Annotated in this window: 22 protein-coding genes; 18 read left to right on the forward strand and 4 right to left on the reverse strand. The window is 49.1% G+C overall.

The genetic code is table 11. From position 1 onward, the window contains the following. Nucleotides 1-207 precede the first annotated feature (207 nt). From H7A02_13400 to H7A02_13440, 9 genes are all read left to right on the forward strand, one after another. Entirely contained in the window at nt 208-3141 is a 2934-nt protein-coding gene (locus tag H7A02_13400) for a GHKL domain-containing protein (GenBank protein ID MCP5173255.1), read from the forward strand. Nucleotides 3142-3164: 23 nt separating this feature from the next. After that, a complete protein-coding gene (locus H7A02_13405; protein MCP5173256.1) occupies nt 3165-3719 on the forward strand; it encodes a response regulator in 555 nt (184 codons plus the stop codon). Nucleotides 3720-4121: 402 nt separating this feature from the next. Then, on the forward strand, nt 4122-5516 hold the full coding sequence (gene pcnB / locus H7A02_13410; GenBank protein ID MCP5173257.1) for a polynucleotide adenylyltransferase PcnB: 1395 nt from the start codon (nt 4122-4124) through the stop codon (nt 5514-5516). Between the two features lie 3 nt (nt 5517-5519). Further along, the gene (gene folK / locus H7A02_13415) at nt 5520-6032 is read left to right on the forward strand and encodes a 2-amino-4-hydroxy-6-hydroxymethyldihydropteridine diphosphokinase (GenBank protein ID MCP5173258.1); all 513 of its coding nucleotides are present in this window, start codon (nt 5520-5522) and stop codon (nt 6030-6032) included. Further along, nucleotides 6029-6748, forward strand: coding sequence for a deoxynucleoside kinase (locus tag H7A02_13420; protein MCP5173259.1), 720 nt, complete (start codon nt 6029-6031; stop codon nt 6746-6748). Before folK ends, H7A02_13420 begins: the two co-directional genes overlap by 4 nt. A 12-nt stretch (nt 6749-6760) precedes the next feature. Beyond that, nucleotides 6761-7552 (forward strand): 3-methyl-2-oxobutanoate hydroxymethyltransferase, encoded by a 792-nt coding sequence (gene panB, locus H7A02_13425; GenBank protein ID MCP5173260.1) that lies wholly within the window; start codon nt 6761-6763, stop codon nt 7550-7552. A gap of 5 nt (nt 7553-7557) precedes the next feature. Then, nucleotides 7558-8373: an alpha/beta fold hydrolase gene (locus H7A02_13430; GenBank protein ID MCP5173261.1), complete on the forward strand. Its 816-nt coding sequence runs from the start codon at nt 7558-7560 to the stop codon at nt 8371-8373. Between the two features lie 352 nt (nt 8374-8725). Then, entirely contained in the window at nt 8726-9148 is a 423-nt protein-coding gene (locus H7A02_13435; GenBank protein ID MCP5173262.1) for a hypothetical protein, read from the forward strand. Between the two features lie 451 nt (nt 9149-9599). Next, on the forward strand, nt 9600-10328 hold the full coding sequence (locus H7A02_13440; GenBank protein ID MCP5173263.1) for an aminopeptidase: 729 nt from the start codon (nt 9600-9602) through the stop codon (nt 10326-10328). Nucleotides 10329-10421: 93 nt separating this feature from the next. On the opposite strand, the gene pip is transcribed toward H7A02_13440, so the two are convergent. Next, on the reverse strand, nt 10422-11375 hold the full coding sequence (gene pip / locus H7A02_13445; GenBank protein MCP5173264.1) for a prolyl aminopeptidase: 954 nt from the start codon (nt 11373-11375) through the stop codon (nt 10422-10424). Nucleotides 11376-11401: 26 nt separating this feature from the next. Between pip and H7A02_13450 the strand changes: the two genes are divergently transcribed. Continuing rightward, entirely contained in the window at nt 11402-12010 is a 609-nt protein-coding gene (locus tag H7A02_13450) for a DNA-3-methyladenine glycosylase I (GenBank protein ID MCP5173265.1), read from the forward strand. A 16-nt stretch (nt 12011-12026) separates the two neighbouring features. On the opposite strand, the gene H7A02_13455 is transcribed toward H7A02_13450, so the two are convergent. Then, the gene (locus H7A02_13455; GenBank protein MCP5173266.1) at nt 12027-12488 is read right to left on the reverse strand and encodes an Lrp/AsnC family transcriptional regulator; all 462 of its coding nucleotides are present in this window, start codon (nt 12486-12488) and stop codon (nt 12027-12029) included. 168 nt (nt 12489-12656) lie between these two features. Here H7A02_13455 and leuA point away from each other — a divergent pair, with 168 nt between their 5' ends. After that, nucleotides 12657-14363 carry a 2-isopropylmalate synthase gene (leuA, locus tag H7A02_13460; protein ID MCP5173267.1) on the forward strand — a complete coding sequence of 569 codons (1707 nt, stop codon included), beginning with the start codon at nt 12657-12659 and terminating at the stop codon, nt 14361-14363. Between the two features lie 127 nt (nt 14364-14490). Here the strand turns inward: leuA and typA are convergent, their stop codons facing one another. Next, nucleotides 14491-16296 (reverse strand): translational GTPase TypA, encoded by a 1806-nt coding sequence (gene typA, locus H7A02_13465; protein ID MCP5173268.1) that lies wholly within the window; start codon nt 16294-16296, stop codon nt 14491-14493. Nucleotides 16297-16574: 278 nt separating this feature from the next. On the opposite strand from typA, the gene H7A02_13470 reads away from it, so the two are divergent. The 5 genes from H7A02_13470 (at nt 16575) to H7A02_13490 (ending at nt 20979) form a co-directional block, all read left to right on the forward strand. Further along, nucleotides 16575-17249 (forward strand): DsbA family protein, encoded by a 675-nt coding sequence (locus tag H7A02_13470; GenBank protein ID MCP5173269.1) that lies wholly within the window; start codon nt 16575-16577, stop codon nt 17247-17249. Between the two features lie 239 nt (nt 17250-17488). After that, nucleotides 17489-18877: an ATP-dependent RNA helicase DbpA gene (dbpA, locus tag H7A02_13475; GenBank protein MCP5173270.1), complete on the forward strand. Its 1389-nt coding sequence runs from the start codon at nt 17489-17491 to the stop codon at nt 18875-18877. Between the two features lie 22 nt (nt 18878-18899). Next, entirely contained in the window at nt 18900-19121 is a 222-nt protein-coding gene (locus H7A02_13480) for a DUF3565 domain-containing protein (GenBank protein MCP5173271.1), read from the forward strand. Between the two features lie 25 nt (nt 19122-19146). Then, nucleotides 19147-19500: a VOC family protein gene (locus H7A02_13485; GenBank protein MCP5173272.1), complete on the forward strand. Its 354-nt coding sequence runs from the start codon at nt 19147-19149 to the stop codon at nt 19498-19500. Between the two features lie 60 nt (nt 19501-19560). Then, entirely contained in the window at nt 19561-20979 is a 1419-nt protein-coding gene (locus H7A02_13490; protein MCP5173273.1) for a DUF3179 domain-containing protein, read from the forward strand. Nucleotides 20980-21003: 24 nt separating this feature from the next. Here the strand turns inward: H7A02_13490 and thiI are convergent, their stop codons facing one another. Continuing rightward, nucleotides 21004-22458, reverse strand: coding sequence for a tRNA 4-thiouridine(8) synthase ThiI (gene thiI / locus H7A02_13495; GenBank protein MCP5173274.1), 1455 nt, complete (start codon nt 22456-22458; stop codon nt 21004-21006). 367 nt (nt 22459-22825) lie between these two features. Between thiI and glnA the strand changes: the two genes are divergently transcribed. Together glnA and H7A02_13505 are read left to right on the forward strand one after the other, a co-directional pair. Next, nucleotides 22826-24232 (forward strand): glutamate--ammonia ligase, encoded by a 1407-nt coding sequence (glnA, locus tag H7A02_13500; protein ID MCP5173275.1) that lies wholly within the window; start codon nt 22826-22828, stop codon nt 24230-24232. Between the two features lie 155 nt (nt 24233-24387). After that, entirely contained in the window at nt 24388-24945 is a 558-nt protein-coding gene (locus H7A02_13505; GenBank protein ID MCP5173276.1) for a DUF4124 domain-containing protein, read from the forward strand. Nucleotides 24946-25065 lie beyond the last annotated feature (120 nt).

Consider the following 25065-nt stretch of genomic DNA (forward strand, 5'->3'; position numbering starts at 1 on the left):
TTGTATAACCTGACAGGCAAAATGAGTATCTGCGTCCATGCTTAATTTTCGTTCAGCCACATTACTGATATTGATAACCTGCGCACTTGGCCCCCTGACTTTTTATTGGGCCACCGCGCCCAGTGCGGAGTGGTATCGACCCTATATCCTCTGGCTGCTAATCGTTACCGCCACTTGGTTATGGCGTTACCGCGGGTCTTCGGTCTGATGTCTCTACTCCCCGACATTGAAAACGCCAGTCAGCTGGCGGGCGGCTTTGCCCTGTTTGTACTGACTTATTTTCTTGCAGCCACCGCCGTTCGCAGCAAACTGATACCACAAAGAGTTGTCAGGCACCCACTGATTCACAGCTTGGCTCTGGTTTCCATTACTGGCGTACTGACTTACTTTGGCATGGTTGAAATGGCCGGACGGTTCGGACTCAGTGCAATCCTGGCATTCATGTCGCTCACTGTCGCCTTTATTCTGGCTCCCCTGTTTCTTGAACCTCTGCGCTGGATTTCCCATGTCAATCGCTTTCCCAGCACTGCTGATTTACTGGTATACCGGTTCAGAACCCTGAGGTTCGGCAAGCTGACCACAGCGGGTATGTTCCTGGTGTTATTACCGATGGCAACCGCCCAGATAGAAGCGGTTGCACTTGGCATTCAATATCTGTTGTCCGTAAAGAGCAGCGTGACCAATCGGCTGCTGGCTGGTTTACCGATTGCCGCCACCGTCATACTGCTGCTCTGGCGTTACAGTGCTGGTAGAAACCACCACGATATTGTTTCAGTCGCAATGGCGGCAGGCACCATCCTTTTACTGGTCTCCTTGCTGTTGGTGGGAACTGTCAGCGTATTTGGCATATTCGACAGTTTCGAAGGCATGTCTGAATGGCTGGCCGCTATCGGCACCAACACTGCCACGCCGGATTTCGAAGAGGGTTATGCACTCATCATGACCTTCATGCTGGCAGGCATGGCGATGCCACAAATATTTTATCTGCAATCGAAAGTCCGCTTTGCCACTGCGCAACTTAACTATGCATCGTGGTGCTTCCCTCTCTTGCTACTGCTGACAACGTTACCTATGTTCCCTCTGCTTTGGTCAGGTAGCGCGATGGAACTCAATGTTGCCGAACAAATGTATGTTCTCGCTCTGCCTAATATCCTGCACATGCCTGGTGTCAGCCTGCTGGTGATTGCTGGGGGGTTTTCCGCGGCAGCGGGCGGGCTGATTGTTATCGCCATGTCAACCAGCCAAATGCTGGTGAATTACTGGGTTTTACCCGCTCAGAAATCTCTGGCAAAAGATGATCTTTACCACTGGTATGGCAAGCAAACCCGTATCGTCGCATCCATTATAATATTGGCAGCCCTGATTTTTGGCGCATTTTCTACCGTATCCAGCATCACTGATCTGGCACTGATCTCACTGGTAGGAATTCTTCAGTTTACCCCGGCAGCAGTTGCCACATTTTACTTTCCCAGCATTAACCGGCAGGGTGTCACTTGTGGCATTATCGGCGGCCTGAGCCTCTGGTTCATTGGTCTGGTGTTACCTATATTTCTCGGCGAATGGGTCTGGACCGTACCTTGGCTGAATGCCCCGATTCCATTTGGTTCGTCCAATTGGCACAACTGGCTGCTCGAAGCCACTATGGTTAACCTTACTCTGTTGATACTGGCATCACGGTTTTCCGGCAGCAGCCCGGAAGAAATACGACATGCCGAACTCTGCGCACTGGACACATTACCTGTTCCCCAACGAGTGGAGCTGGCAAAACATTCCCTGACGGAAATTCGTCAGCGCCTGACCGATCAGGTGGGAGAAGCGGTCGCCAACGCTGAAGTTGACAAAGCATTACAGGGGCTGAATTTGACTGACGCCAACAATCAGCCATATGCGCTCCGGCTGGTCCGCGATGAACTTACTGCAAACCTGTGCAAGGTACTCGGTGTCTACACCACTCAACGGGTAATTGACCAAGCCATCCCGCTGGGTCGCACAAACAACATTAGCGCTGACGATATCAACCTGCTGGAAACAGAGCTCAGTAAACATGGCAAGCAACTGACCGGGTTACCCGCTGAACTCAACAAATTGAGACTGCACCACCGCAACACCCTCAACAACTTACCTATTGGAGCCTGCTCGGTGGGTAGTGATGGCGAAATCCTGCTGTGGAATCACGCCATGGAAAAATTCACGGGCATCAGCGCGGCAACAACACAAGGAACCCTGATCAGCGCCCTGCCCAGCCCCTGGAACCTTCTGCTTGGCGAGTTTTCACAAAGTTCCGACACCCAGCAGCTGGCCATAAAGGTTTCACTTCTGTCACGCACCTGCTGCTGCAACCTCTTCAAAGCAGCTATCACCCGGGATTCACCAAAACTTCTGGGAAGTCAGGTGTTATTGCTTGAAGATATTACCGACACACTGTTACTGACACAGGAACTGGCCCACACAGAACGTCTCGCTTCGGTTGGCAGGCTGGCGGCCGGTGTTGCTCATGAGATTGGCAACCCGGTCACCGGCATCTCATGCCTGGCACAGGATGTAAAATCGGAACATACTAACAAGGGCATTCAGGAATCGATGGATATGATCCTGTCTCAAACTGGTCGCATCAGTAAAATTGTTAGCTCCCTGATCAATTTTTCCAGAAGTGGCGACCGCGGCACGCCACTGCATGTCCCTTTTTCGCTGCGTGATGCCGTCAGTGAAGCGGTGCAACTGATGATTCTGCAAGTCGACAAAAAGCCGATGAGCTACCAGAATAACGTTTCTGAAAACGAAAAAATCGAAGGCGACCTTCACCAGATCACACAGGTCTTTGTTAATCTCCTGAGCAATGCCCGTGATGCCAGCCCGCCCTCATCTACCATTATCATTGACGCACGACGAGACAATGACAGTGTTATGGTAACGGTTACCGATCAGGGTAAGGGTATTGACGACGAGCTGTTGAAGCAGGTTTTTGAGCCATTTGTCACAACCAAGGAAGCGGGTGAAGGCACAGGGCTGGGATTATCGCTGGTATACAGTATTATCAAAAACCATGGTGGCGATATACACTTTGAAAACCTTAATCCAGGAGGCAGAATGCATATACAGCTTCCTATCAAGAACAACCGTTTACAGCAGGCCCATTCGTGACACGTGAAACCACTACTGAAAATATGACCAAGATTCTGATCGTTGAAGATGAAGACATTATTCGTCATTCACTGGCGAAACTACTGACCAAGCATCACTACGCTGTATCAGACGTACGCAGTATCAACGAAGCACTGAACAACTTCCGGCTCTCGGAGTTTTCACTGATTATCAGCGACCTTCGGCTACCGGGTGGTCTGGGTAGTGAATTTATCAAGCTGGCCAAAAATATCCCTGTCATCATTATGACCAGTTACGCCAATCTGAGATCAGCTGTTGATATCATGCGTTCTGGCGCCGCAGATTATATTCCCAAACCTTTTGATCAGAGTGAAATACTGGAAGCCGTCAAACGTGCTCTGGACAAAAACAAAAACAAAGAGCAGACGCACGATATTCAGCAAGGCACCATGTCTCTAGAGAGCTATTTCACCCAGTTCGTACTCGAAAACCAGGATAACATGAGTGAAACCGAGCTGGCTGAAAAGCTCGGAGTCAGCAGAAAATGCCTGTGGGAACGACGCCAAAAACTCGGCATTCCGCGCAAGAAAACATCCAGAAAATCTTCTGCCGGTTAAGCTTGCAGAAGGCCATAGCGCTGAACTTCACAGTCGGAAACTGAGTAGTTCCGTAACACGAAGTACAAAAAAAGCCATGAAAACAGTAACTAACACCCGCTTTAGGTGTATTTTTATGTTTGCCGTGTAACATAGCGGCCAGAATAACAATAAATAACAACAATAAAGACTAGTTGCTTTTTGGCATACAAGGGGAACAATGTAAGTCAAATGGCCTATGGGATTAAAGGGAGCCGTACGGCTCCCTTTTTTCATATTCTGCATTTGTTCAAAGCCCCCCAACCTGAAAAAAACCAGCCCCGAACAGAAGCTTCAACGCAATTGTCAAACCCGTCCCCCAACCCAAGCCATTGACCACCTGCTGTGATAGAATGCGCGCCTTAATGAGAACCTGCCAGACACATGCTGAATAAAATAAAAACAATAATCGACACCCGGTTCATGCCCCGCAAGAAAAACGGAAATTCTGCAAGCGGGCCCTGCAACCTGCCTGCGGCCAAATACGGCATTACCGCCAAAAAAATCAGCAATGGTGCGAAAACCGTTGTTTCGGCATTGACCGATGCCGGCTACGAAGCCTACGTTGTCGGCGGCTGTGTCCGGGATATATTGCTCGACCTGCACCCCAAGGATTTTGATGTCGCCACAAATGCTACGCCAGAACAGGTCAAAGCCATTTTCAACCGATCACGTATCGTCGGACGTCGTTTCCAGATAGTGCATGTTCGCATGGGCAGAGAAGTGATAGAAGTCACGACCTTCCGCGCCCACCACCAGCAAACAGAAACAGGCAGAGTGGACCAGCGTGAAACCTCGCGGCGTTCAGACAAGGGCTTACTGCTACGCGACAACATTTTCGGCACCATTGATCAGGATGCCTGCCGACGTGACTTCACCATGAACGCACTTTATTACCATCCGCAGGATAACAAACTCTACGACTATGCAAACGGTGTGACGGATATCGAAAACCGCACTATTCGCATTATCGGCGATGCCAGTCTGCGTTACCGCGAAGACCCCGTGAGAATGCTCAGGGCCGTGCGTTTCGCCGCCAAGCTGGGGTTCGATATTGAACCTGAAACAGCAAAACCGATTCAGAAACTGGGCAAACTGTTAGCCGAAATTCCTCCCGCCCGGCTTTTCGACGAATCCCTCAAACTGTTCATGAACGGACAGGCTCTTGCTACATTCGGCCTGCTGCGGGAATACGATCTATTCAGCAAACTTTTTCCCGAAACCGACAACGTTCTGAAAAATGAGCAGGAACCCTGGATGCTGCCTTTTCTGGAACTGGCGTTAACCAATACCGACAAGCGGATTCGGGCCGATAAAGGTGTGACACCCGCTTTTCTCTATGCCGCGTTGCTTTGGCCTGCCCAGAAATCATTGTACGACCATTACTGCAACCAGGGTGAACCGCCATTGTATGCGATGCAGCGCGCGGCAGCAGAAACCGTGCACCGGCAATGCCAGCATATCGCTATTCCCAAACGCTTTTCCATTCCCATGAGAGAGATCTGGGAAATGCAGCTGCGCCTTCCCAAACGCAGAGGCAAGCAGGCCCAACGGTTAATGGAACACAAACGCTTTCGCGCTGGCTACGATTTTCTGCTCTTGCGCGAAGACGTAGCCGAAACCAAGCCGGGGCTAGGTGACTGGTGGACAAAGTATCAGGATGTAGACGAGAACCACAGGGCGGAAATGGTGAATGCTCTGGCCAACCGAACAAAGCCCAGAGCACGGCGCTCCGGTTCACGGAAACGCAGTTCCCAGCCACCACCTTCAGAGAGCTGACTCGTGTCCGTTGTCTGTTATATCGCGCTCGGCAGCAACCTCGACAGCCCTCTGCGACAAGTAACAACCGCTGTAGCCGAAATCTCTGCTATCAACAACGTCAGGCTTATCGAGCAGTCATCCTGGTACCAGACACCTGCCATTGGTCCCCCCGGACAACCGGACTATATCAACGGCGTTATTGCGCTGGAGACATCGCTGCCCCCTCTGGCACTGCTCGACGTCCTGCAAGCCATTGAAAATACTCATTTACGTATAAGAAAAGAACGCTGGGGCCCAAGAACACTGGATCTGGATATCCTGCTATACGGCAAACAGATCATTAATACCGAGCGCCTCACTGTCCCTCACCCGGAAATAAAGCATCGCAGCTTTGTGCTCTACCCTCTGGCGGAAATTTGTCCGCAATTAAAATTACCCGATGGCACTAATGTGCAACAACTATTGGAAAATTGTTCGCCAGGCGGTATGGTTCAGCTCTCGAAACCCGCACGCAGTAATGACCAGGCTATATGACCGCGCAATTGTTGCCAAATGACCTCAACGTTGATCTAGAACAGTATCAGGTACCCCGCTACATTGCCGTCGAAGGCCCTATTGGCGTGGGTAAAACTACCCTTGCAAAGCGCCTGGCTGACAGCTTCAATTACGAAGCATTGCTGGAACAGGCAGAAGAAAATCCGTTTCTCGAGCGCTTCTACCAGAATCGCCGTTCCGCAGCCCTGCCCACACAGCTGTTTTTTCTGTTTCAGCGCGCCCAGCAAATCAACGAGCTTCGACAGGGTGACATCTTTCAGCCTGTTCGCGTTGCCGACTTCCTGATTGAAAAAGACCCACTGTTTGCCAGAGTCACACTGGATGATGACGAACTGCGCCTGTATCAAAGCGTTTATCAGCACATGACCATCGATGCCCCGGTTCCCGACCTGGTCATCTACTTGCAGGCGCCAACGGATGTTCTATTAGACAGAATCCACAACCGCGGCATAGCCAGTGAGAGAAACATAGACGAGGCCTACCTGACCCAGCTGAACGAAGCCTACACACAGTTCTTCTACTACTATGAAGACGCTCCCTTGCTGATTGTCAACGCAACAGAAATAGACCTGGTCAACAACCAGAACGATTACCAGAGCCTCGTCAAGTACATGTTGGGCATTAAAAGCGGCCGCCATTATTACAATCCCGGCTCCTATAAAGACAATCAGTACAGCACGGGTACTCACCTGTAACAGGAATTCAATATGAAAACCGTCACCATTAACACGCTCAACGCGCTCAAGCAGCAAGGTGAAAAGTTTCCGGTTATCACCGCTTATGATGCCTCCTTTGCCGCGCTAATCGAGCAGGCAAGTATCGAAGTCATACTCGTGGGCGATTCGCTGGGCAATGTGATTCAGGGTCAGGACAGCACTGTGCCCGTTACCGTGGAGCAAATGGCCTATCACACCGAATCGGTAAAACGCGGCAACAACAAATCGCTGATTATCACCGACCTCCCTTTCATGGCTTACGCCACCCCCGAACAAGCCATGGAAAACTCAGCCCACCTGATGCAGGCGGGTGCGCATATGGTCAAACTCGAAGGCGGTGCATGGCTCGCTGAAACCGTGCATTTACTGAGTGAAAGAGGTATTCCTGTCTGCGGTCATCTGGGCTTAACCCCCCAATCCGTCAACAAACTGGGAGGCTACCGGGTGCAGGGTCGCGATGAAGACGCCGCAGCCGAAATGCTAGCCGACGCCAGACTGTTAGAAAGCGCTGGCATAGACATGCTGGTACTGGAATGCGTTCCCACAGCGCTGGCCAGTGACATCAGCAAAACCCTGAGTATACCGGTAATCGGCATTGGTGCAGGGCCTGAAACAGACGCACAAGTACTGGTCATCTACGACATGCTTGGGCTATCACCCAGACACCCCAAATTCAGCAAAAACTTTCTGGCCGAAACCGGCAGCGTGCTTGAAGCACTGGAGGCCTACGCAAGTGCTGTACGCAGCAACAGCTTTCCGCAGCCAGAGCACAGCTTCAAATAAACCTGATGCCCGCTATATTGCTCAATCACCGGATACTGGAGCAACAACCATTAGAGTCACAACCCGTACGTGAACCACAGGTGGTTGTGCTGTTGCACGGGTTATTCGGCTCGCTGACCAACCTTGCTTCGCTCGGCCGCGCACTATCCGAAAACTACCGGGTCATACTGGCCGATTTGCGCAACCACGGAGACTCGCCCCACAGCGATGACATGAGCTACCCTCTGATGGCCCAGGATATTGAGCAGTTACTGAACTCGCTGAATATTCAACGAGCCCACTTTGTTGGCCACTCAATGGGCGGCAAGGTAGCGATGCAAGTCGCTCTGAATCATGCCAACAGAGTCAACAAGCTGGTGGTGGCAGATATTGCCCCGGTCACTTACAGGGCAACAACCAACCTTGGAGCACTAGAAGGGCTCTGTGCACTACAGCATGCCGACATTCACACCCGTAAAGATGCCGACAACTTACTGGCCGCACACATTTCAGAACCCGGTATTCGGGCATTTCTACTAAAAAACCTGATACGAAACGACAAGGGGCAGTTTCAGCTCAAGCTGAATATGAGCAGCATTGCTGCCAACTACGCCAAAACACTGAATCTGGCCCCCGAACCAAGCCCACAAGGGCAGCCATTTATCGGCCCCACCCTGTTCATCAAAGGCAGTGACTCCGCCTACATTCAGGAAAAACACCGCGAAACTATCAACCGGTTGTTCCCCAACGCGCAGTTAAAAATCATTCAGGGCACGGGTCATTGGCTGCATGCCGAGAAGCCGGAAATCTTTAACCGGTTAGTACAGCAGTTTTTACTTTAGTACATCCAAGTAAAGAATATAAACCGATTGCTTCTGCAACAGCTCAACGGCCTCAAGGGGTAGCACTTGCCTTAAAAAAGATATAACGTTTCATCCAATGAAGACAAACATCATTGTGCGGCAGCTATAGCGCCGTACCAGCAGATATTCTGTAGTGGAGCCAGGGAAAGGTGAACCGACCATCGTTACAACCCTTTTCAACAAACTGGATTAACACCCAGCAGGCCATTGTTTCCCAAAAAACACTGGCCTCAGCTCTTTTTGCAACCTGCTTAACGAAAACAAAAAAACTTCAAAGAAAAAATCATTACTTATCAAAAAGTTAGCATTCACACCAAAAAGGGACTTTTCCATGAAAAAATCAGTTTTTACTCTTTTATTTCTACTCGCTGCTTGCACAGCAGTAGACATAAAACCTGTGCCTAGTGATATGAAAATGACGCACGTATGTATAGAGGAAAACCCCAAAGTTATCGTTAAAGGCTTTGTCAGCACCATAGAACATGTCTTTGAAGACCATCTAATCACAACCGAAATATACAGAGGCAAAAAGCCTGAACGCTGTGCATTTTACTTAACATATACAGCCCTCAGGTCTTGGGACTTCGCTCCATATTTATCTCATGCTGAACTTCGGCTATACCACGAGGGTCTGCGAGTAGGTTACGCAGAGTATCATTTAAGGGGCAAAGGCGGCTTTGCATTGAATAAATGGGCTAGCGTTGAAAGCAAAATGACACCCGTCGTTAATCAGTTGTTGGCCAAATACAAATAATGCTAACAAGTGACTATGGTTACAAGCACCAGAATTAGATCATTTTTCATCCCAATAAGTGTTGTTTTTCACTATGACATTCAAAATACTAAGCTTTTTTTCATGCAGACCATCAGCGCGACTTTCTTCAAAAAAGGGGCGTAGCTACTTTCGTCATAGAGCCCAAAAATCGCTTACCCTTCCAAGTGATGCTATATCAAACCCAATGCAGATTTGGCGGAATCACCCAAACCGTAACGTGTCACAAGTTCATACCACTGACAAACCGAGGGAATGGTAATTGCAAATATTTCACTCTCTAGTTCAACGCTTTATTTCAAAATCTCAGCTTCGGACGACAATTATACAGCGTGGGCAGACACCTTTCCGTTACTCAAGCTCTATTCCCAAAACACATCCGGCACTAGTCGTCTGACAGGCATTACTTATGAAATTTCAAAAGGAGCGCATTATGAAAACACAATTCGCTATGCTTCTTTCACTACTAGTATTGGTAGTGGGTTGCACAACCCGGTCAATATCAGATTCAGGTTATCCAGGGCATGGGTACTACGGAGCTAAGCAATCTAATCCCTTCTACAAAGGCGAAATCAGTGAGTTTGATGTATTAGGTGTCGACCCGGATTCAAGCATTACAGATGATGATATTGATACAGTATTTAATGAGTCTCCAAGCAGAAAATTATTACGGAAAGGAGACTCAATATTACTGATTCAGTCTGGAGCAATAATCCCAGACCAAGAAATGATAGAGCAGATGGAGAAGTCATTTTCTGTGTCAGTTTTTACAGGAGTACCTGAAAAGGATAAAAAGGAAAATCAAAGCTACTCAAAATCATTACGCCTGTCGGCTGCAAAAGCAGGAATCGGGACAATCGTTGTTTATTGGGGAATATTGGAGTCAGGAATAGAAGACCTAGCTACAAAGTCGGTTTCTTGGCTCCCAATAGTTGGATCAGCCGTTCCAGATGAAGCTCAGAAAATGAGAATTCGCCTAAAAGTTGCGGTTATTGATGTACGCAGTGGACAGTGGGAAATCTTTACTCCAAGAAGAATTGACGATAAATCATATAGCGGCCGATTTAATCGCGAGCATTCTGACCAAGAACAAGTTGCTTCATTAAAAGCTGCCGCATATGAGAACGCTTCTAATGGTGTTGTTGCGAGATTTATCAAATAGATAAATGAGGTAGCGAGTAAAAGGGGGGGGGGGAAGTGAGTAAAAGCGGACGCAGCTATTTACACCCCCTATCACCCCCCACACAAAAACCAGTCAATACCCAAGCCTTTGGGCCAGTTCATCGGTGGCGTTAACCAGCGCATCCAGAATACTCGGCTGGCTGGAAGCGTGACCAGCATCGCGAATAATTTCCAGCTTTGCCTGGGGCCAGGCTTTCTGTAATTCACAGGCCTGATCCACCGGGCATACCATATCGTAACGCCCATGTACGATCACACCGGGAATATCTGCCAGTTTGTGTGCATCTTCAATTATCTGGTTCATTCGTATAAAAGACTGATGCATAAAATAGTGTGCCTCAATACGCGCCATCGCCATTGCCACATGCGGGCTACCCAGGAAGTGAACCAGATCGGGGTTTGGGTGCAGTGTGGCGCAACGGCCTTCCCACACAGACCAGGCCTTGGCCGCAGCCATGCGTTCGAGTTCATTTTCACCGGTCAGCCGCTGATAGTAAGCTGTCACCATATCGCTGCGTTCAGCTCTGGGAATAGGTAACAGAAAATCCTGCCAGTAATCCGGAAATACGTGGTTGGCACCTTGTTGGTAGAACCAATCAATATCTTTTTGCCGACACAGGAATATGCCGCGCAGAATAAGCCCCAACACTCGTTCAGGATGAGTCTCAGCATAAAGCAGGCTCAGGGTTGATCCCCAGGAGCCTCCAAAGAGTACCCATTTTTCAATACCCAGTTGCTGTCGAATAAGTTCGATATCGGCCAGCAGTGCAGGCGTGTGGTTATCTTCCAGTTCGGCATGGGGCAATGAGCGTCCACTGCCCCGCTGGTCGAACAGAATAATGCGGTATTTTTCCGGGTCAAAAAAGCAGCGATCGTTTTCCGTGCAGCCTGCACCGGGGCCGCCATGCACAAACAGGACGGGCAAACCACTCTCATTGCCCACCTCTTCCACATAGAGCTGGTGCAGATCACTCACCTTGACCTGTTGAACACGATAGGGCTTTATAGCGGGATAAAAAGTTCGCATAACAATTCTCACTGAGACTTAACACTATGACAGCTGGTGCTCAAACGCAATCTTCCCGTCAACACTGCCCCTGGTGTGGGGACGACCCGTTATATCTGGATTATCACCATACGGAGTGGGGCGTGCCCTGTTATGACGATCATGTACTGTTTGAGTTCTTGACACTAGAGAGCGCCCAGGCCGGTCTTTCGTGGATTACGGTGCTTCGCAAACGGGAGAATTATCGCAAGGCATTTGCCAATTTTGAAGCGGAAAAGGTGGCCCGATTTAATAGCCGCAGCGTTGAGCGATTAATGAACGATGCCGGCATTGTGCGCAATCGTCTCAAGATAGAAAGTGCGATCAGCAATGCCCACTGTTTTCTCGATATTCAGGACAAATATGACAGTTTCGCTAACTATTTCTGGGGTTTTGTAGACTATCAGCCAATACAGAACCAGTTGCGGAGTATGAAAGAAGCACCCGCGTCAACAGAACTGTCAGACAAAATCAGTAAGGATATGAAAAAACGCGGCTTTCGCTTTTTTGGCACCACCATCTGTTACGCGCATATGCAGGCAACTGGCATGGTCAACGATCATCTGGTGGACTGCTTTCGGCATCAGGAATGTGCTGCACTGGCCCGACGGCCTTAAGTCAGGCAATCAGTCACTAGACGGGCAACGCGCCGGTGTTCAAGGGTGATTTAAGTACGAATGATGAGTGTACACCGGACACCCCTTTAATCGGGGTAATCTTGTTTAGCAGGAACTGTTGGTAGCCATCCATGTCCTCGACTACGACCTTCAGGAAATAATCGGCATCCTGACCGGTAATCAGGTGACACTCGAGTACCTCAGGGTATTTTTCAACAGCTGTTTCGAAATAATCGAAACGATCCGGTGTATGCCTGTCCATACTAATATGGATAAATGCCATCAGCCTGAAACCCAGACTTCGAGCATTGAGTCGGGCACTGTAGCTCTCGATAATCCCTTCCTCTTCCAATCGCTTAACCCGGCGCAAGCAGGGGGACGGTGACAAGCTTACTGCCTCAGCCAGATCCTGATTGGAAATGCGTCCATCCCGTTGCAGACGACGTAAAATCGCTCTATCGTAACTATCAATGCTCATAATATTGCTTAAAAATTAATTAAAACAGAATAATATTGCTTGAAATACCAACTATCAACAACAATTAGCAATAAAATGGCGTCAAACTCCTATTAAACTGCTCTTAAATCAGACATAGGTCAAAAAGCTGTCTGTTTCAGATTTTACGAGTGACGTTCGGAGAGCAACATGATTAACAATCCAAATACCAAATACCGCCCTTTTGCCCCGGTGCAATTATCCGACCGCTGCTGGCCAAACCGCACCATTGAAAAACCTCCCGTCTGGATGAGCACAGACCTGCGCGATGGCAATCAGTCTTTGATCGATCCCATGTCGGTGGAGACCAAGCTGCGCTTTTTTGAGATGCTGGTAGAAATTGGTTTCAAAGAAATCGAAGTGGCCTTTCCTGCAGCCTCTGACACGGATTTTAATTTTGTCCGCCGACTGATCACCGAGAACCGTATTCCGGATGATGTCACCATTGAGGTGCTCACCCAGGCACGTGAAGACCTGATCAAACGTACTGTTGAGTCTGTCATCGGTGCCCGCAAGGCAATTGTGCACCTGTACAACCCCACTGCGCCCCAATTCCGCCGTATTGTCTATAACACGGATGTAGCGGGAGTAAAAGCGATTGCCGAGCAGGGTACCCGCTGGGTGAAGCACTACACCAGCCAGCACCCCGAAACCGAGTGGGTTTATCAGTACTCGCCAGAAATTTTCTCAGGAACAGAGTTACCTGTAGCCAGAGAAGTTTGCGACGCTGTGAGTGCTATATGGCAACCAACACCTGAACATAAAATGATCATTAATCTGCCAGCAACCGTCGAAATGGCAACGCCGAATATCTATGCTGATCAGGTTGAATGGATGGACCGTAATCTTGCACGCCGCGATAGTATTCTGATCAGCGTGCACCCCCATAATGACCGGGGCACGGCTGTGGCCGCTGCAGAGTTGGCCATAATGGCCGGAGCAGATCGAGTAGAGGGTTGTCTGTTTGGCAATGGTGAACGCACCGGCAATGTTGATATCGTGACACTGGCTCTGAATCTTTATACTCAGGGCATTCACCCCGGCCTTGATTTCTCAAAGATTGAGCCTATTCGTCGCACGGTGGAAGAATGTAATCAGATTCCGGTCCACCCCAGACACCCTTACGCAGGCGAATTGGTATTTACTGCTTTTTCTGGCTCTCATCAAGATGCCATCAAAAAAGGTTTTGCCCAGCAAAATAATGGTGAAATATGGGAAGTCCCCTATCTGCCGATTGACCCCGCTGACCTCAACCGCGGTTATGAAGCAGTGGTCAGAGTTAACAGCCAGTCAGGGAAAGGTGGTGTTGCCTTTCTGTTGCAACAGCAATACGGGCTTGAGTTGCCCCGCCGTTTACAAATCGAGTTCAGCCGAGTAGTCAAGCAGTTCACCGACCGCGAGGGGTGTGAAGCTACCAGCGCTGATATATTCAACCTGTTCGAGAAGGAGTATTTACAAGCCTGCAGCCCCTATCGTTTTAGTGAGGCCAGCGTGATTACGCACAGTCATGGGGAAAGCGGCGCTACCGAAGTACAGATCCGCTATCAAAATAACGGTAAGGCACACACCGTTTCAGGTATCGGCAACGGTTCAATCGATGCTGTTGTGAAGGCAATGGGCAATCATATCAACGTCATTGATTACCACGAGCACGCGATGAGTGTCGGCGCTTCGGCTGAGGCTGTTTGTTATATTGAAATGCAGATCGACGATAGTCCGGCAATCTTCGGCGTGGGCATTCACCACAATATCGTCAGTGCCGCAATAAAGGCTATATTCAACGGACTGAACCGTCAGAGCATAATTCAGGGTGCCATTGCGCAGGAAGAACACACTGAACGACTAAGCAGTGGTTAGCCAGGCAAACCAAGCTGAATAAGGGCGTGTCTTGTCCTGTCAGGCTGACGCAGGTAGCGTTTCAATAGCCTGCGATATAGTTTGACACTACTACAGGGCAAGACACTGGCAACCCTTAACCACTTTTTTATTTGGCGCGTTTACGCTCATTTTCGGTTAACAGCTTTTTGCGCAACCGAATATGGTTGGGCGTTACTTCAACCAGTTCATCGTCTTCAATAAACTCCAGCGCCTGTTCCAGAGTATGGCGGACAGGTGGCGTCAGGGTTAACGCCTCATCCGTTCCGGATGCCCGAATATTGGTCAGCTGTTTACCCTTGGTAGGGTTTACCGGCAAATCATTACTGCGTGAATGCAAGCCGACAATCTGGCCTTCGTAGACTTCCTGACCGGCACCGAGGAACAAGCGGCCTCGCTCCTGTAAATTAAACAAACCAAAAGCCAGAGTCTTGCCCTTGATCATGGACACCAGCACACCATTCTGACGCTTGGCCACATCTCCCTGCTTAACTGGCCCGTAATGGTCGAATATGCTGGTCATAATGCCGGAACCACTGGTCATGGTCAGGAAGTGAGAGCGAAAGCCAATCAACCCCCGCGACGGTGCCATAAATGCCAGCCGCACACGACCTTTGCCGTCCAGCTCCATGTTGGTTAGTTCGGCCTTGCGGGCACCCATTTCTTCCATTACCGCGCCCTGGTGCTGCTCTTCCACATCAATCACCACCTGTTCAAATGGCTCATGCAGCTCACCATCCACTTCTTTTTGAATCACTTCCGGGCGCGACACCCCCAGTTCAAACCCTTCACGACGCATGTTTTCGATCAGAACTGATAAGTGCAGTTCGCCGCGACCAGACACCACAAACTTGTCCGGACTGTCACCGGGAGCAACACGCAGTGCCACATTGTGAATCAGCTCCTGCTCAAGGCGCTCCTTAATGTTGCGAGACGTCACGAATTTACCATCAAGACCGGCAAAAGGAGAATTGTTAACCTGGAAAGTCATGCTCACCGTAGGCTCGTCAACGCTCAGTGCAGGCAGTGCTTCAATCTTGTCCGGATTGCAAATGGTGTCAGAAATATTGAGTTTGTCGATGCCGGTAATACAAACAATATCGCCTGCCTCGGCTTTCTCTACCTCAACACGCTCAAGTCCGTGATAACCCATCACCTGCAAAATCCGGCCTTTTCGGGTTTTCCCGTGACGATCAATGATCGCCACCTGCTCATTGGGTTTCATTTTGCCGCGAGTAATACGCCCAACACCGATAACCCCTACATAGCTGTTGTAATCGAGCGCGCTGATTTGCATTTGCAGCGGGCCATCTGAATCCACCTCTGGAGGGCTAACTTTGTCGATGATAACTTCCAGCAGTGGCGCCATATCTTCAGCCATATCTTCAGGGTCCATACCGGCAACACCGTTCAGAGCTGAAGCGTAAACCATAGGAAAATCCAGTTGCTCGTCTGTTGCTCCCAGGCTGTCAAACAAATCGAACACCTGATCGACCACCCAGTCCGGACGTGCACCCGGACGATCAACTTTGTTCACCACCACAATCGGGCGCAAGCCCTGTTCAAAGGCCTTGGATGTAACAAACCGGGTTTGTGGCATTGGGCCATCGACTGCATCAACCAGTAACAGCACGCAATCCACCATCGACAGTACCCGCTCAACCTCTCCGCCGAAGTCGGCATGCCCGGGGGTATCGACAATATTAATCCGGTAACCATTCCATTCAATGGACGTATTCTTGGCAAGAATGGTAATACCCCGCTCCCGCTCCTGATCATTGGAATCCATAATGCGCTCGGTGCCGACATTCTTGCGATCCAGAGTGCCGGACTGCTGCAGCAGCTTGTCTACCAGCGTAGTTTTGCCATGGTCAACGTGAGCAATAATGGCGATATTGCGAAGATTCTCAATCACAGGGGGTTCTCAACAGAGTTAGTAAAAGGTTGTGGGTTGGTAAAATCAGGCGCGGATTATACCGACAGACGCAGGAAATAGCAGATTTTTCTACCGGATTTGCGTCGTATCAAAAAAAATATATTTGCCGCTGGGCAGAAATGGCCTGCCGATATATGCTGGTCTATTAACACGGGCAACCTGCCGCACTGTTTTCGGTGAACCCTGCACCCTGACAAAACCGGCACTGTACCGTCAAATACCTGATCTGTTTGCACCAGCCAATTGAATGAAGCCACATGAACAAGCCTCCTGTTAGCAAACCACTGATCATTGACTATTACACCGATATTCTTTGTGTATGGGCCTGGATCGCGCAACGGCGCCTTGACGAACTCAACAGGCAGCTGGGGGAGAAAATTGACCTTCATTGTTACTACGTCGACATCTTTGGTGATGTTAACGCTAAAATGAATGCCCAATGGCACGAAAAGGGTGGTTACTCGGGCTTTGCTGAACATGTACAGCACTGCGCAGCCACGTTCGAAGATGCTGTTATCAACCCAGGAATATGGACAGAAGTCAGACCCGGAACCTCTGCAAATGCACACCTCGTTCTGAAGGCTATTGAAATCGGCTATGGCAAGCGTCAAAGTATGGCAATGGCATTAAAATTCAGGTCAGCGTTTTTTGCTGATGCAGTAGATATCGGCAATCTGGAAGTGCTCAACGAACTGGCAACAGCAAATGGACTGGATACCCGCATTATCAACACTAGCATTCAGAATGGCTCGGCAATAGCGGCCCTGATGAGTGACTATCAGCGTGCCAGCCAGCAAAACATCAAAGGCAGCCCGTCTTATGTTATTAACGGCGGCAGGCAGACGCTCTATGGCAATGTCGGTTACCGGGTGCTTCGTGCCAATATTGATGAGCTTTTGAAGCAACCGGAAAACGAAGCCAGTTGGTGTTAGGTTACCCTGACACCGCTCTGGCAATAATCACACTCATGATTCGGTGAGCGCTACAACCGAACCTGACCCGACTATCACTCTATAAAAATAGGCAACACAAGCTTGCCAGCGTATTACAATGACCGCTGCCATATACCTCTTCGCAACAAATACCGCGAAAAAACAGCTTGCTGCAGTAGTTTTACACCATTGCTCGTGAGCCCAAAGCTCGTGCATTTAATCAAAAGTGGATAAACCCTTTGAACGAAACAGATTTCTTATCGCTAAACCTGCACCACGCCTTGCTGGATAATCTTTCAACTCTTGATTATCAAAGCATGACACCAATTCAGGCACAAAGTCTGCCGCATATTATTGCAAACAGAGATGTTATTGCTCAGGCAAAAACCGGCTCGGGAAAAACAGCCGCCTTTGGTTTGGGCCTGTTGCAAAAACTGGATGTAACCCGTTTTCGTGTTCAGGCATTAGTGCTTTGCCCCACTCGAGAGCTTGCTGACCAGGTAGCCAAAGAGATTCGCAAACTTGGCCGGGGTATTCATAACATCAAGGTTCTAACCCTCTGCGGCGGCACACCCTTCGGGCCACAAGCAGGCTCACTTGAACATGGTGCCCATATCATTGTCGGCACCCCTGGCCGGATTGAAGATCATCTTCGCAAGGGCACGTTAAAACTGGCCGATTTAACCACGCTGGTCCTTGATGAGGCTGACCGTATGTTGGATATGGGGTTTCAGGAATCGCTGGATAACATCATCGACGCCATACCCAGCCAACGTCAGACGCTATTATTCAGTGCTACCTTTCCTGAAAAAATACAAACCATCGCACAGCGCGTGATGGCAGACCCGATAACGGTAAAGGTGGAAAGTACCCACAGCAGTGACAGCATCAAACAGCGCTTTTTCAAAATTGAAGGGAAGGTATCAAGACTCGACGCACTGCGCTTGCTGCTACTTGAATACCAACCTGAATCCGTTGTGGTTTTTTGTAATACCAAACAGGAAACACAGGAGGTCGCCAATGAACTGCGCCGCTATCATTTCGGCGCCCTGCCATTGCACGGCGACCTTGAGCAAAAAGATCGCGATCAAACATTAATTCGCTTTGCCAACAAGAGCGCCTCCGTTCTCGTCGCCACCGATGTTGCCGCACGCGGTTTGGATATCGAATCACTGGATATGGTAATCAATTATCATCTGCCTCGTGACATTGAGGTTCACACTCATAGAATCGGCCGCACAGGCCGTGCAGGAAAAAATGGCATCGCCTGCACGCTCTACACCGACAAAGAACTACACAAGCTGGAGAAGTTGGAAGAATATCTGCAACAAACCATAGACAACTCGCCGCTACCTTCCGAGCGTTTACTTAACGAACCCGCTTACAAACCCGCTATGGCAACACTACAAATAGACGGCGGAAAAAAACAAAAAGTCAGAGCTGGCGATATTCTGGGCGCACTCACCGGCAACAGTGGAATCGATGGCAAGCACGTGGGGAAAATCCAGATTACCGACAACAAAGCCTATGTCGCCGTGGACAGAACATCAGCTAAGGCTGCCCTAAAAAAATTGAATGAAGGCAAACTCAAAGGTAAAAACTTTAAGGTAAGGCTGCTGGCAACATAGTTAGGAAAAGTAATCTGCACCAATGAAACACCCCATAAAAAACTATCATTTGGATGAAGAGCAATATTGGGTTGCGGAACTGAGCTGCGGGCATTTTCAACACCTGCGGCATGATCCGCCGTGGACTAACCGCCCCTGGGTATTAACACCAAAAGGGCGTAGAGAAAAATTAGGATTTGAGCTGGATTGTAAAAAGTGCGATCGTGGCGAACCACCAGACTGTCTAAAATTAAAAGCTGATTAAAAACCATCGACAAAGGAGTGACACGATGAACATTCACGAAAAAATTAACTACGTTGAATTTCCCGCCCAGGATATCCCGGCCACCAAAAAGTTCTTTAGTGAGGCTTTTAGCTGGATATTTGAGGACTTTGGTCCGGAATACACAGCTTTCTCCAACGAAGGCATTGACGGCGGGTTCTTTAAAGCTGATATGGCTTCATCCACCAGCAATGGTGCTGCACTCGTCGTCTTTTACAGTGAGGCCCTAGAAGCAACGCTTGATAAAGTTAAACAAGCTGGCGGCGATATCATCAAACCGGTATTTGCTTTCCCTGGCGGTCGGAGGTTTCATTTCTCTGAACCCAGCGGCAATGAGTTTGCTGTCTGGTCAGACAAATAATCGAACTTAATCATGCGTGGAGGTATCTATATTTAGCAACTGCGAACAGGTGCTTATCTGATGCGACAAACCAAACAATTCTACCTCTATTTCTTACTGATAACCGCGGTGATTATGATCGGCAGCGTTTCGAGATTCACCTCAAAGCCGCCTGTGAACGACGACCACCTGCCCAACCATCAAGCCGTGTTATCAGCAGAGCATTTTGTTGCACTTGTAAAAGCAGTAGATAGTACAGAGGTTGACAACCTAACTGCGGTTGTCAGCCAAAACTGGCATAACAGCTATATTCCTGCACTGCTGGAAGTGTACGATTTTGCCTCATCCGATTACACCGCCGAACAAATCATCACTCTTTTGGAAGCTCATACCGGCCAGTCGTTCGGCAACAATATTCCCGCTTGGTATCAATGGCTCTGGAATGAACCAGCAGACGTTACTACCGAATATATCCGATTCAAATCTTTGTTATATCTGCACGTTGACCCCATATTTGAACAATATTTCTCTGGCCGTTTTGCGCAAACAACGATTCGCATGGATGAAATACGGTGGGGTGGCGTAGTTCAGGATGGTATCCCCCCCCTTAGAAAGCCAAAAATGATTTCGGCTAGTGCTGCCGATTACCTTCAGGATAGCAACATCGTTTTTGGCATTGAGATTAATGGCGATGCCCGCGCCTACCCGAAACGAATTCTTGCCTGGCATGAAATGTTTATCGACACGATTGGCGGAGAGGAAATTGCTGGTGTTTACTGCACCCTGTGCGGCACAGTAATCCCCTACAAAACCCTTCACCACGGCGTGAATTACCAGCTCGGCACTAGCGGTTTTCTGTATCGCTCCAATAAGCTCATGTATGACCGTAAAACCCAATCTCTCTGGAACACCCTCACAGGTAAGCCTGTGGTGGGACCACTAGCCGCTAATGACATTCAATTGGAATTTCTCAGTGTAGTCACCACCACTTGGGCGGAATGGAAACGGCGACATCCAGACACAACCGTGCTCTCTCCAAACACCGGCCATCGACGCAACTACGGAGAAGGTGTCGCCTACCAACGCTATTTTTCTACTGACCAGCTACTGTTCAACACACCCTTTAACGATACCCGCCTGAAAAACAAGCAGGAAGTGTTGGCGCTGCGGTTTACCGCTTCGCCTAAAGAGCAGTTAGCCATTGATACCGATTTCCTCATGCGGCATCCGCTATACACTGACCAGATCGGCCAACAAAAACTACTGATTCTTACGGATAAGTCCGGAGCCAACCGCGTATACGATCCTCAAAACGTAATATTCACCCATTACGATAACGAACAAAGCATTATCGACAGCACTGGTCTGCTATGGAAAGTAGATGAGGAGTTCCTGATTTCAGAAACCGGCCAGAAACTCAACCGACTGCCCTCTCACCGCGCCTTCTGGTTTGGCTGGTATGCAGCATTCCCTGAGACCCGATTAGTTAAGCTCAACTAAAGACGTGATATGGCATCACCAAAATCAGGCTGGGCGATAAACTGCAACATTGGTAAACCCTTGCTCGGCCAGTAACTCTGCATGCAAACGGCTCATTACGCCCTTCTCACAATACAGCATATACTGCACCGCGGAATCGAGGTTTTTGAACTGATTCTGCAACGTAAAGAACGGCACTTCCTCAACCGGCGCATCACCTACACGCAGGGGCCTGATATCAATTTCGTCAGGATGGCGGATATCCACAATAACAGCGTCCGGTTGAGGAACAGAAAAAATCTCTACAGTAGCGACTGGCCGTTGCTCTTCCATCACCTGATCTATTGTTTGTACCTGACGGTTCTCAATTGCCTGATCAAGTTTGCTGAAATCGAAATGGCTCTCTTCTTCGGCAATACGCTCCGGTCGGGCTCGCGTGGTGGGTTTAACAGAAATGACTCCACAATACTCCGGCATGTTAGCAGCGAATTCTTCTGTACCAATTTTGCGGGCGATATCGATGATGTCATTTTTATCAAATGTGATCAGTGGCCGAAGCACCAGTTTTTCAGTAACAGAGTCAATCACGGCAAGATTCGCCAATGTCTGACTCGAAACCTGTGCAACTGCCTCCCCTGTGACCAACGCGGCAACATCCATTTCGTCGGCGATTCGCGTGCCAGCCCGCAACATCATGCGTTTGAGGATTACGCCCATTTGGGAATTTTCAACACTGGTGAGAATTTCTGCGACAACATCTTCAAACGGCACGGTAATAAAGCGCACCCGGTGAGAGCCGGAATATCGATTCCACAAATAAAATGCCACTTCCTTAACACCAACTTCATGAGCCCGACCACCGAGATTAAAAAACAGGAAGTGAGTTCGAAGGCCACGCTTCATTGTCAAAAAACTCGATACAGTGGAATCAAAGCCCCCTGAGATCAGAGACATGACCGAATCCTGCGTACCCAGAGGAAACCCACCCAGACCCGGCGAGGTATTCTCAATGACAAACAACTGATCATGGCGAATTTCCAGCCGTACCGTAACATCGGGGTCTTTCAGTTTTACGCCTGCAGCTTCCGTCTGGTGTAGTAATCCCCCGCCCACCTGACGCTCAACCTCCGTGGAATTAAAGTCGTGTTTGCCACTGCGTTTTACCCGTAGTACAAATGTTTTTCCTGCCAGCTCATCAGCCCATACCTGCTTGGTTTTCTCCAGAATGTCGTCAAAATCCCCCAAAGGAAATTTCTGCACACTGGAAAAGTTGGCAATCCCCGGTGTTCTCGACAGAATATCTGCTACCTGAAGTTTCAGGTTTTCAGCCTTATCCGGGCCGGTCACTTCGATTTTCTCCCAGTCCCGATCAACTCGGATATTTTCATCTAAAGGTGTTAACAGCTTTTTGAGGTTGTCCCGAAGCTGTTTGGTAAAACGCTTGCGAACCGGTGGACTTTTAATGGTGATTTCCGGAAATAATTTGATAACAAAATGCATGATGAGGACTAATAACCTTAACGGGTGGGGAAAGTGGCGCATTATAGTACAAATGTTGTGCAAACCGGCGTATGATGCTGCCGTTGTTATTTGGCTATAGTCCAATGGGCAACACAAGCAAAACAACCAAAACGGTGCACAAAACCCAAATCAAGCACAATAATGGTGCAGAAAGAATCGGAGCAGATTTGATTCCGCCGGGTTTAGTGCGTCCTACAGCCACTCTGGTCTGGCATGGTCTTTGCTAACTTTGCATGACGGTAAGCATGACTGAATTGGTTCCGCCGCGAACGCTGGCCCGATAACTGATTCCGGAATGGCAACATTGATTTTTTTTTAAACCTGGATATCCCGACTGGAGGAACCAATGTCCGAAAAGACACTGAATCTGATCAAAGAAAGCGAAGCGCGCTGGGTTGACCTGCGTTTCACCGACACTAAAGGTAAGGAACAACACGTTTCTATTCCCGCTAAAGAAGTCGACGAAGACTTTTTTGAAAATGGCCAGATGTTTGATGGCTCATCTATCGCAGGCTGGAAAGGCATTAACGAATCAGACATGATTCTGATGCCAGACGACAGTACAGCTGTTCTGGACCCGTTTACTGACGAACCTACTGTTATCGTTCGCATGGACATTGTTGAGCCTTCTACCATGCAAGGTTACGAGCGTGACCCTCGCTCTGTTGCAAAACGCGCTGAAGCTTACCTGCAAACCACCGGCCTTGGCGACACTGCATTCTTTGGTCCCGAACCAGAATTCTTTGTGTTTGACGACATTAAATGGGGCTCCGACATGAGCGGCAGCTTCGTTAAAATCAATTCTGAAGAAGCCGAATGGTCTTCTGCCCATGAGTTCAATGATGGCAATATGGGTCACCGTCCTCGAGTCAAGGGCGGCTACTTCCCGGTTCCACCTGTTGATTCACTGCATGACCTGCGTGCCGCCATGTGTACTGCCATGGAGCAAATGGGCCTTGACGTTGAAGTTCATCACCACGAAGTGGCAACTGCAGGCCAGTGTGAAATCGGCGTTAAATTCAACACCATGGTGAAGAAAGCTGACGAAGTTCAGATTCTGAAGTACTGCGTACACAACGTAGCACACGCTTACGGCAAAACAGCTACTTTCATGCCCAAACCTATTGTTGGCGACAACGGTTCCGGTATGCACGTACACCAGTCTTTCTGGAAAGACGGTGAAAACCAATTCGCTGGCGACTCTTATGCTGGTCTGTCTGAAACAGCCCTGTACTACATCGGCGGTATCATCAAGCATGCGAAGGCGATCAATGCTTTTTCTAACCCCGGCACCAACTCTTACAAGCGTCTGATTCCGGGCTTCGAAGCACCCGTTATGCTGGCCTATTCCGCTCGTAACCGTTCTGCATCTATTCGTATTCCCTATGTTCCTTCACCCAAAGGCAAACGTATTGAAGCACGTTTTGCAGACCCAATCGCCAACCCATACCTGTGCTTCGCTGCCATGCTGATGGCTGGCCTTGACGGTGTTCAGAACAAGATTCACCCTGGCGATGCAGCGGATAAAGACTTGTACGATCTCCCTGCTGAAGAAGCGGCAGCCATTCCTCAGGTCTGTGGTTCACTGCGCGAAGCGCTGGACAACCTGGATAAGGACCGCGAATTCCTGACTCAGGGTGGCGTTTTCACCGATGACATGATCGACGCGTACATCGATTTGAAAATGCAGGACGTTTACCGCGTTGAACACACTACTCACCCAGTAGAGTTCGATATGTACTACAGTGTTTAATCACTGCCAGTAGATCAAGTGATCAAAAGCCGCAGTGTTTCCACTGCGGCTTTTTTTATGGCCCGAAAAGAGCTGTAATTTCTGTGAATGATCTGCTTTTTCTTTTGTCCAAGCAGCGCTAGACTGGAATTATCTGTCAACAAGAGTAAAACCGCATGTTGCAAAATCGTATCTATCTGCCCTGGCTGTTCGCACTGGCCCTGCTTCCTGCAATCGCTTGTGGCGCGGTTTATCGCGTAGTCGATGAGAACGGCAATATTACGTTTACTGACAACCCGCCAGCAGATAACCCGACAACAGAGAACATTGATTTACCTGTAGTCAATACTCAGCCTTCACCGCTACTCTCTGACCAGCCAGAGAAAAGCGAGGAAGATCAGGCTGACACGAGTTACAGCAGTGTGTCTATTATCTCGCCTGAAAATGAAAGCACCATCACTCCCGGCCAGGTGACGGTTAATGTCCGGATCAAAACGGAGCCCGCCCTGCATCTGGGTCACAATGTCCAGCTATGGTTCAACAACCAACCCTACGGTAAACCAACAACGGCAACAAATTTTCAAATTGGTGCACTGGAGCGAGGCGAACACCAACTGCAAGTCAAAATCCTGGATGAACGTGGCGACACCGTTGCTTCCTCCGGGAGCGTAACAATTTATGTAAAACGAGCATTTATCAAACCCAAGCCCCAAGTAAAACAGAAATCGAATTAGTCCCCCTATCTTTTTGCACCACCTTGGTGCATAGTCGTTTCTCAGGGGCCAAACTGGTTCTCCGAACAACCCGCGAGCCGCGTGATTCGGCGCCCAGCATTTGGCCCACTATTTGCACTG

The organism is Pseudomonadales bacterium, assembly GCA_024234435.1.
GTDB lineage: Bacteria > Pseudomonadota > Gammaproteobacteria > Pseudomonadales > Porticoccaceae > JACKOF01.

What these genes read in the sequence shown, in the direction of transcription:
- H7A02_13440 (MCP5173263.1), top strand. Translation starts at nt 9,600, where the DNA reads ATGAAAACACAATTCGCTATGCTTCTTTCACTACTAGTATTGGTAGTG.
- glnA (MCP5173275.1), top strand. Translation starts at nt 22,826, where the DNA reads ATGTCCGAAAAGACACTGAATCTGATCAAAGAAAGCGAAGCGCGCTGG.
- H7A02_13485 (MCP5173272.1), top strand. Translation starts at nt 19,147, where the DNA reads ATGAACATTCACGAAAAAATTAACTACGTTGAATTTCCCGCCCAGGAT.
- H7A02_13490 (MCP5173273.1), top strand. Translation starts at nt 19,561, where the DNA reads ATGCGACAAACCAAACAATTCTACCTCTATTTCTTACTGATAACCGCG.
- pcnB (MCP5173257.1), top strand. Translation starts at nt 4,122, where the DNA reads ATGCTGAATAAAATAAAAACAATAATCGACACCCGGTTCATGCCCCGC.
- H7A02_13450 (MCP5173265.1), top strand. Translation starts at nt 11,402, where the DNA reads ATGACAGCTGGTGCTCAAACGCAATCTTCCCGTCAACACTGCCCCTGG.
- H7A02_13405 (MCP5173256.1), top strand. Translation starts at nt 3,165, where the DNA reads ATGACCAAGATTCTGATCGTTGAAGATGAAGACATTATTCGTCATTCA.
- panB (MCP5173260.1), top strand. Translation starts at nt 6,761, where the DNA reads ATGAAAACCGTCACCATTAACACGCTCAACGCGCTCAAGCAGCAAGGT.
- H7A02_13435 (MCP5173262.1), top strand. Translation starts at nt 8,726, where the DNA reads ATGAAAAAATCAGTTTTTACTCTTTTATTTCTACTCGCTGCTTGCACA.
- thiI (MCP5173274.1), bottom strand. Translation starts at nt 22,458, where the DNA reads ATGCATTTTGTTATCAAATTATTTCCGGAAATCACCATTAAAAGTCCA.
- H7A02_13455 (MCP5173266.1), bottom strand. Translation starts at nt 12,488, where the DNA reads ATGAGCATTGATAGTTACGATAGAGCGATTTTACGTCGTCTGCAACGG.
- leuA (MCP5173267.1), top strand. Translation starts at nt 12,657, where the DNA reads ATGATTAACAATCCAAATACCAAATACCGCCCTTTTGCCCCGGTGCAA.
- pip (MCP5173264.1), bottom strand. Translation starts at nt 11,375, where the DNA reads ATGCGAACTTTTTATCCCGCTATAAAGCCCTATCGTGTTCAACAGGTC.
- H7A02_13505 (MCP5173276.1), top strand. Translation starts at nt 24,388, where the DNA reads ATGTTGCAAAATCGTATCTATCTGCCCTGGCTGTTCGCACTGGCCCTG.
- H7A02_13430 (MCP5173261.1), top strand. Translation starts at nt 7,558, where the DNA reads ATGCCCGCTATATTGCTCAATCACCGGATACTGGAGCAACAACCATTA.
- H7A02_13420 (MCP5173259.1), top strand. Translation starts at nt 6,029, where the DNA reads ATGACCGCGCAATTGTTGCCAAATGACCTCAACGTTGATCTAGAACAG.
- H7A02_13400 (MCP5173255.1), top strand. Translation starts at nt 208, where the DNA reads ATGTCTCTACTCCCCGACATTGAAAACGCCAGTCAGCTGGCGGGCGGC.
- H7A02_13480 (MCP5173271.1), top strand. Translation starts at nt 18,900, where the DNA reads ATGAAACACCCCATAAAAAACTATCATTTGGATGAAGAGCAATATTGG.
- H7A02_13470 (MCP5173269.1), top strand. Translation starts at nt 16,575, where the DNA reads ATGAACAAGCCTCCTGTTAGCAAACCACTGATCATTGACTATTACACC.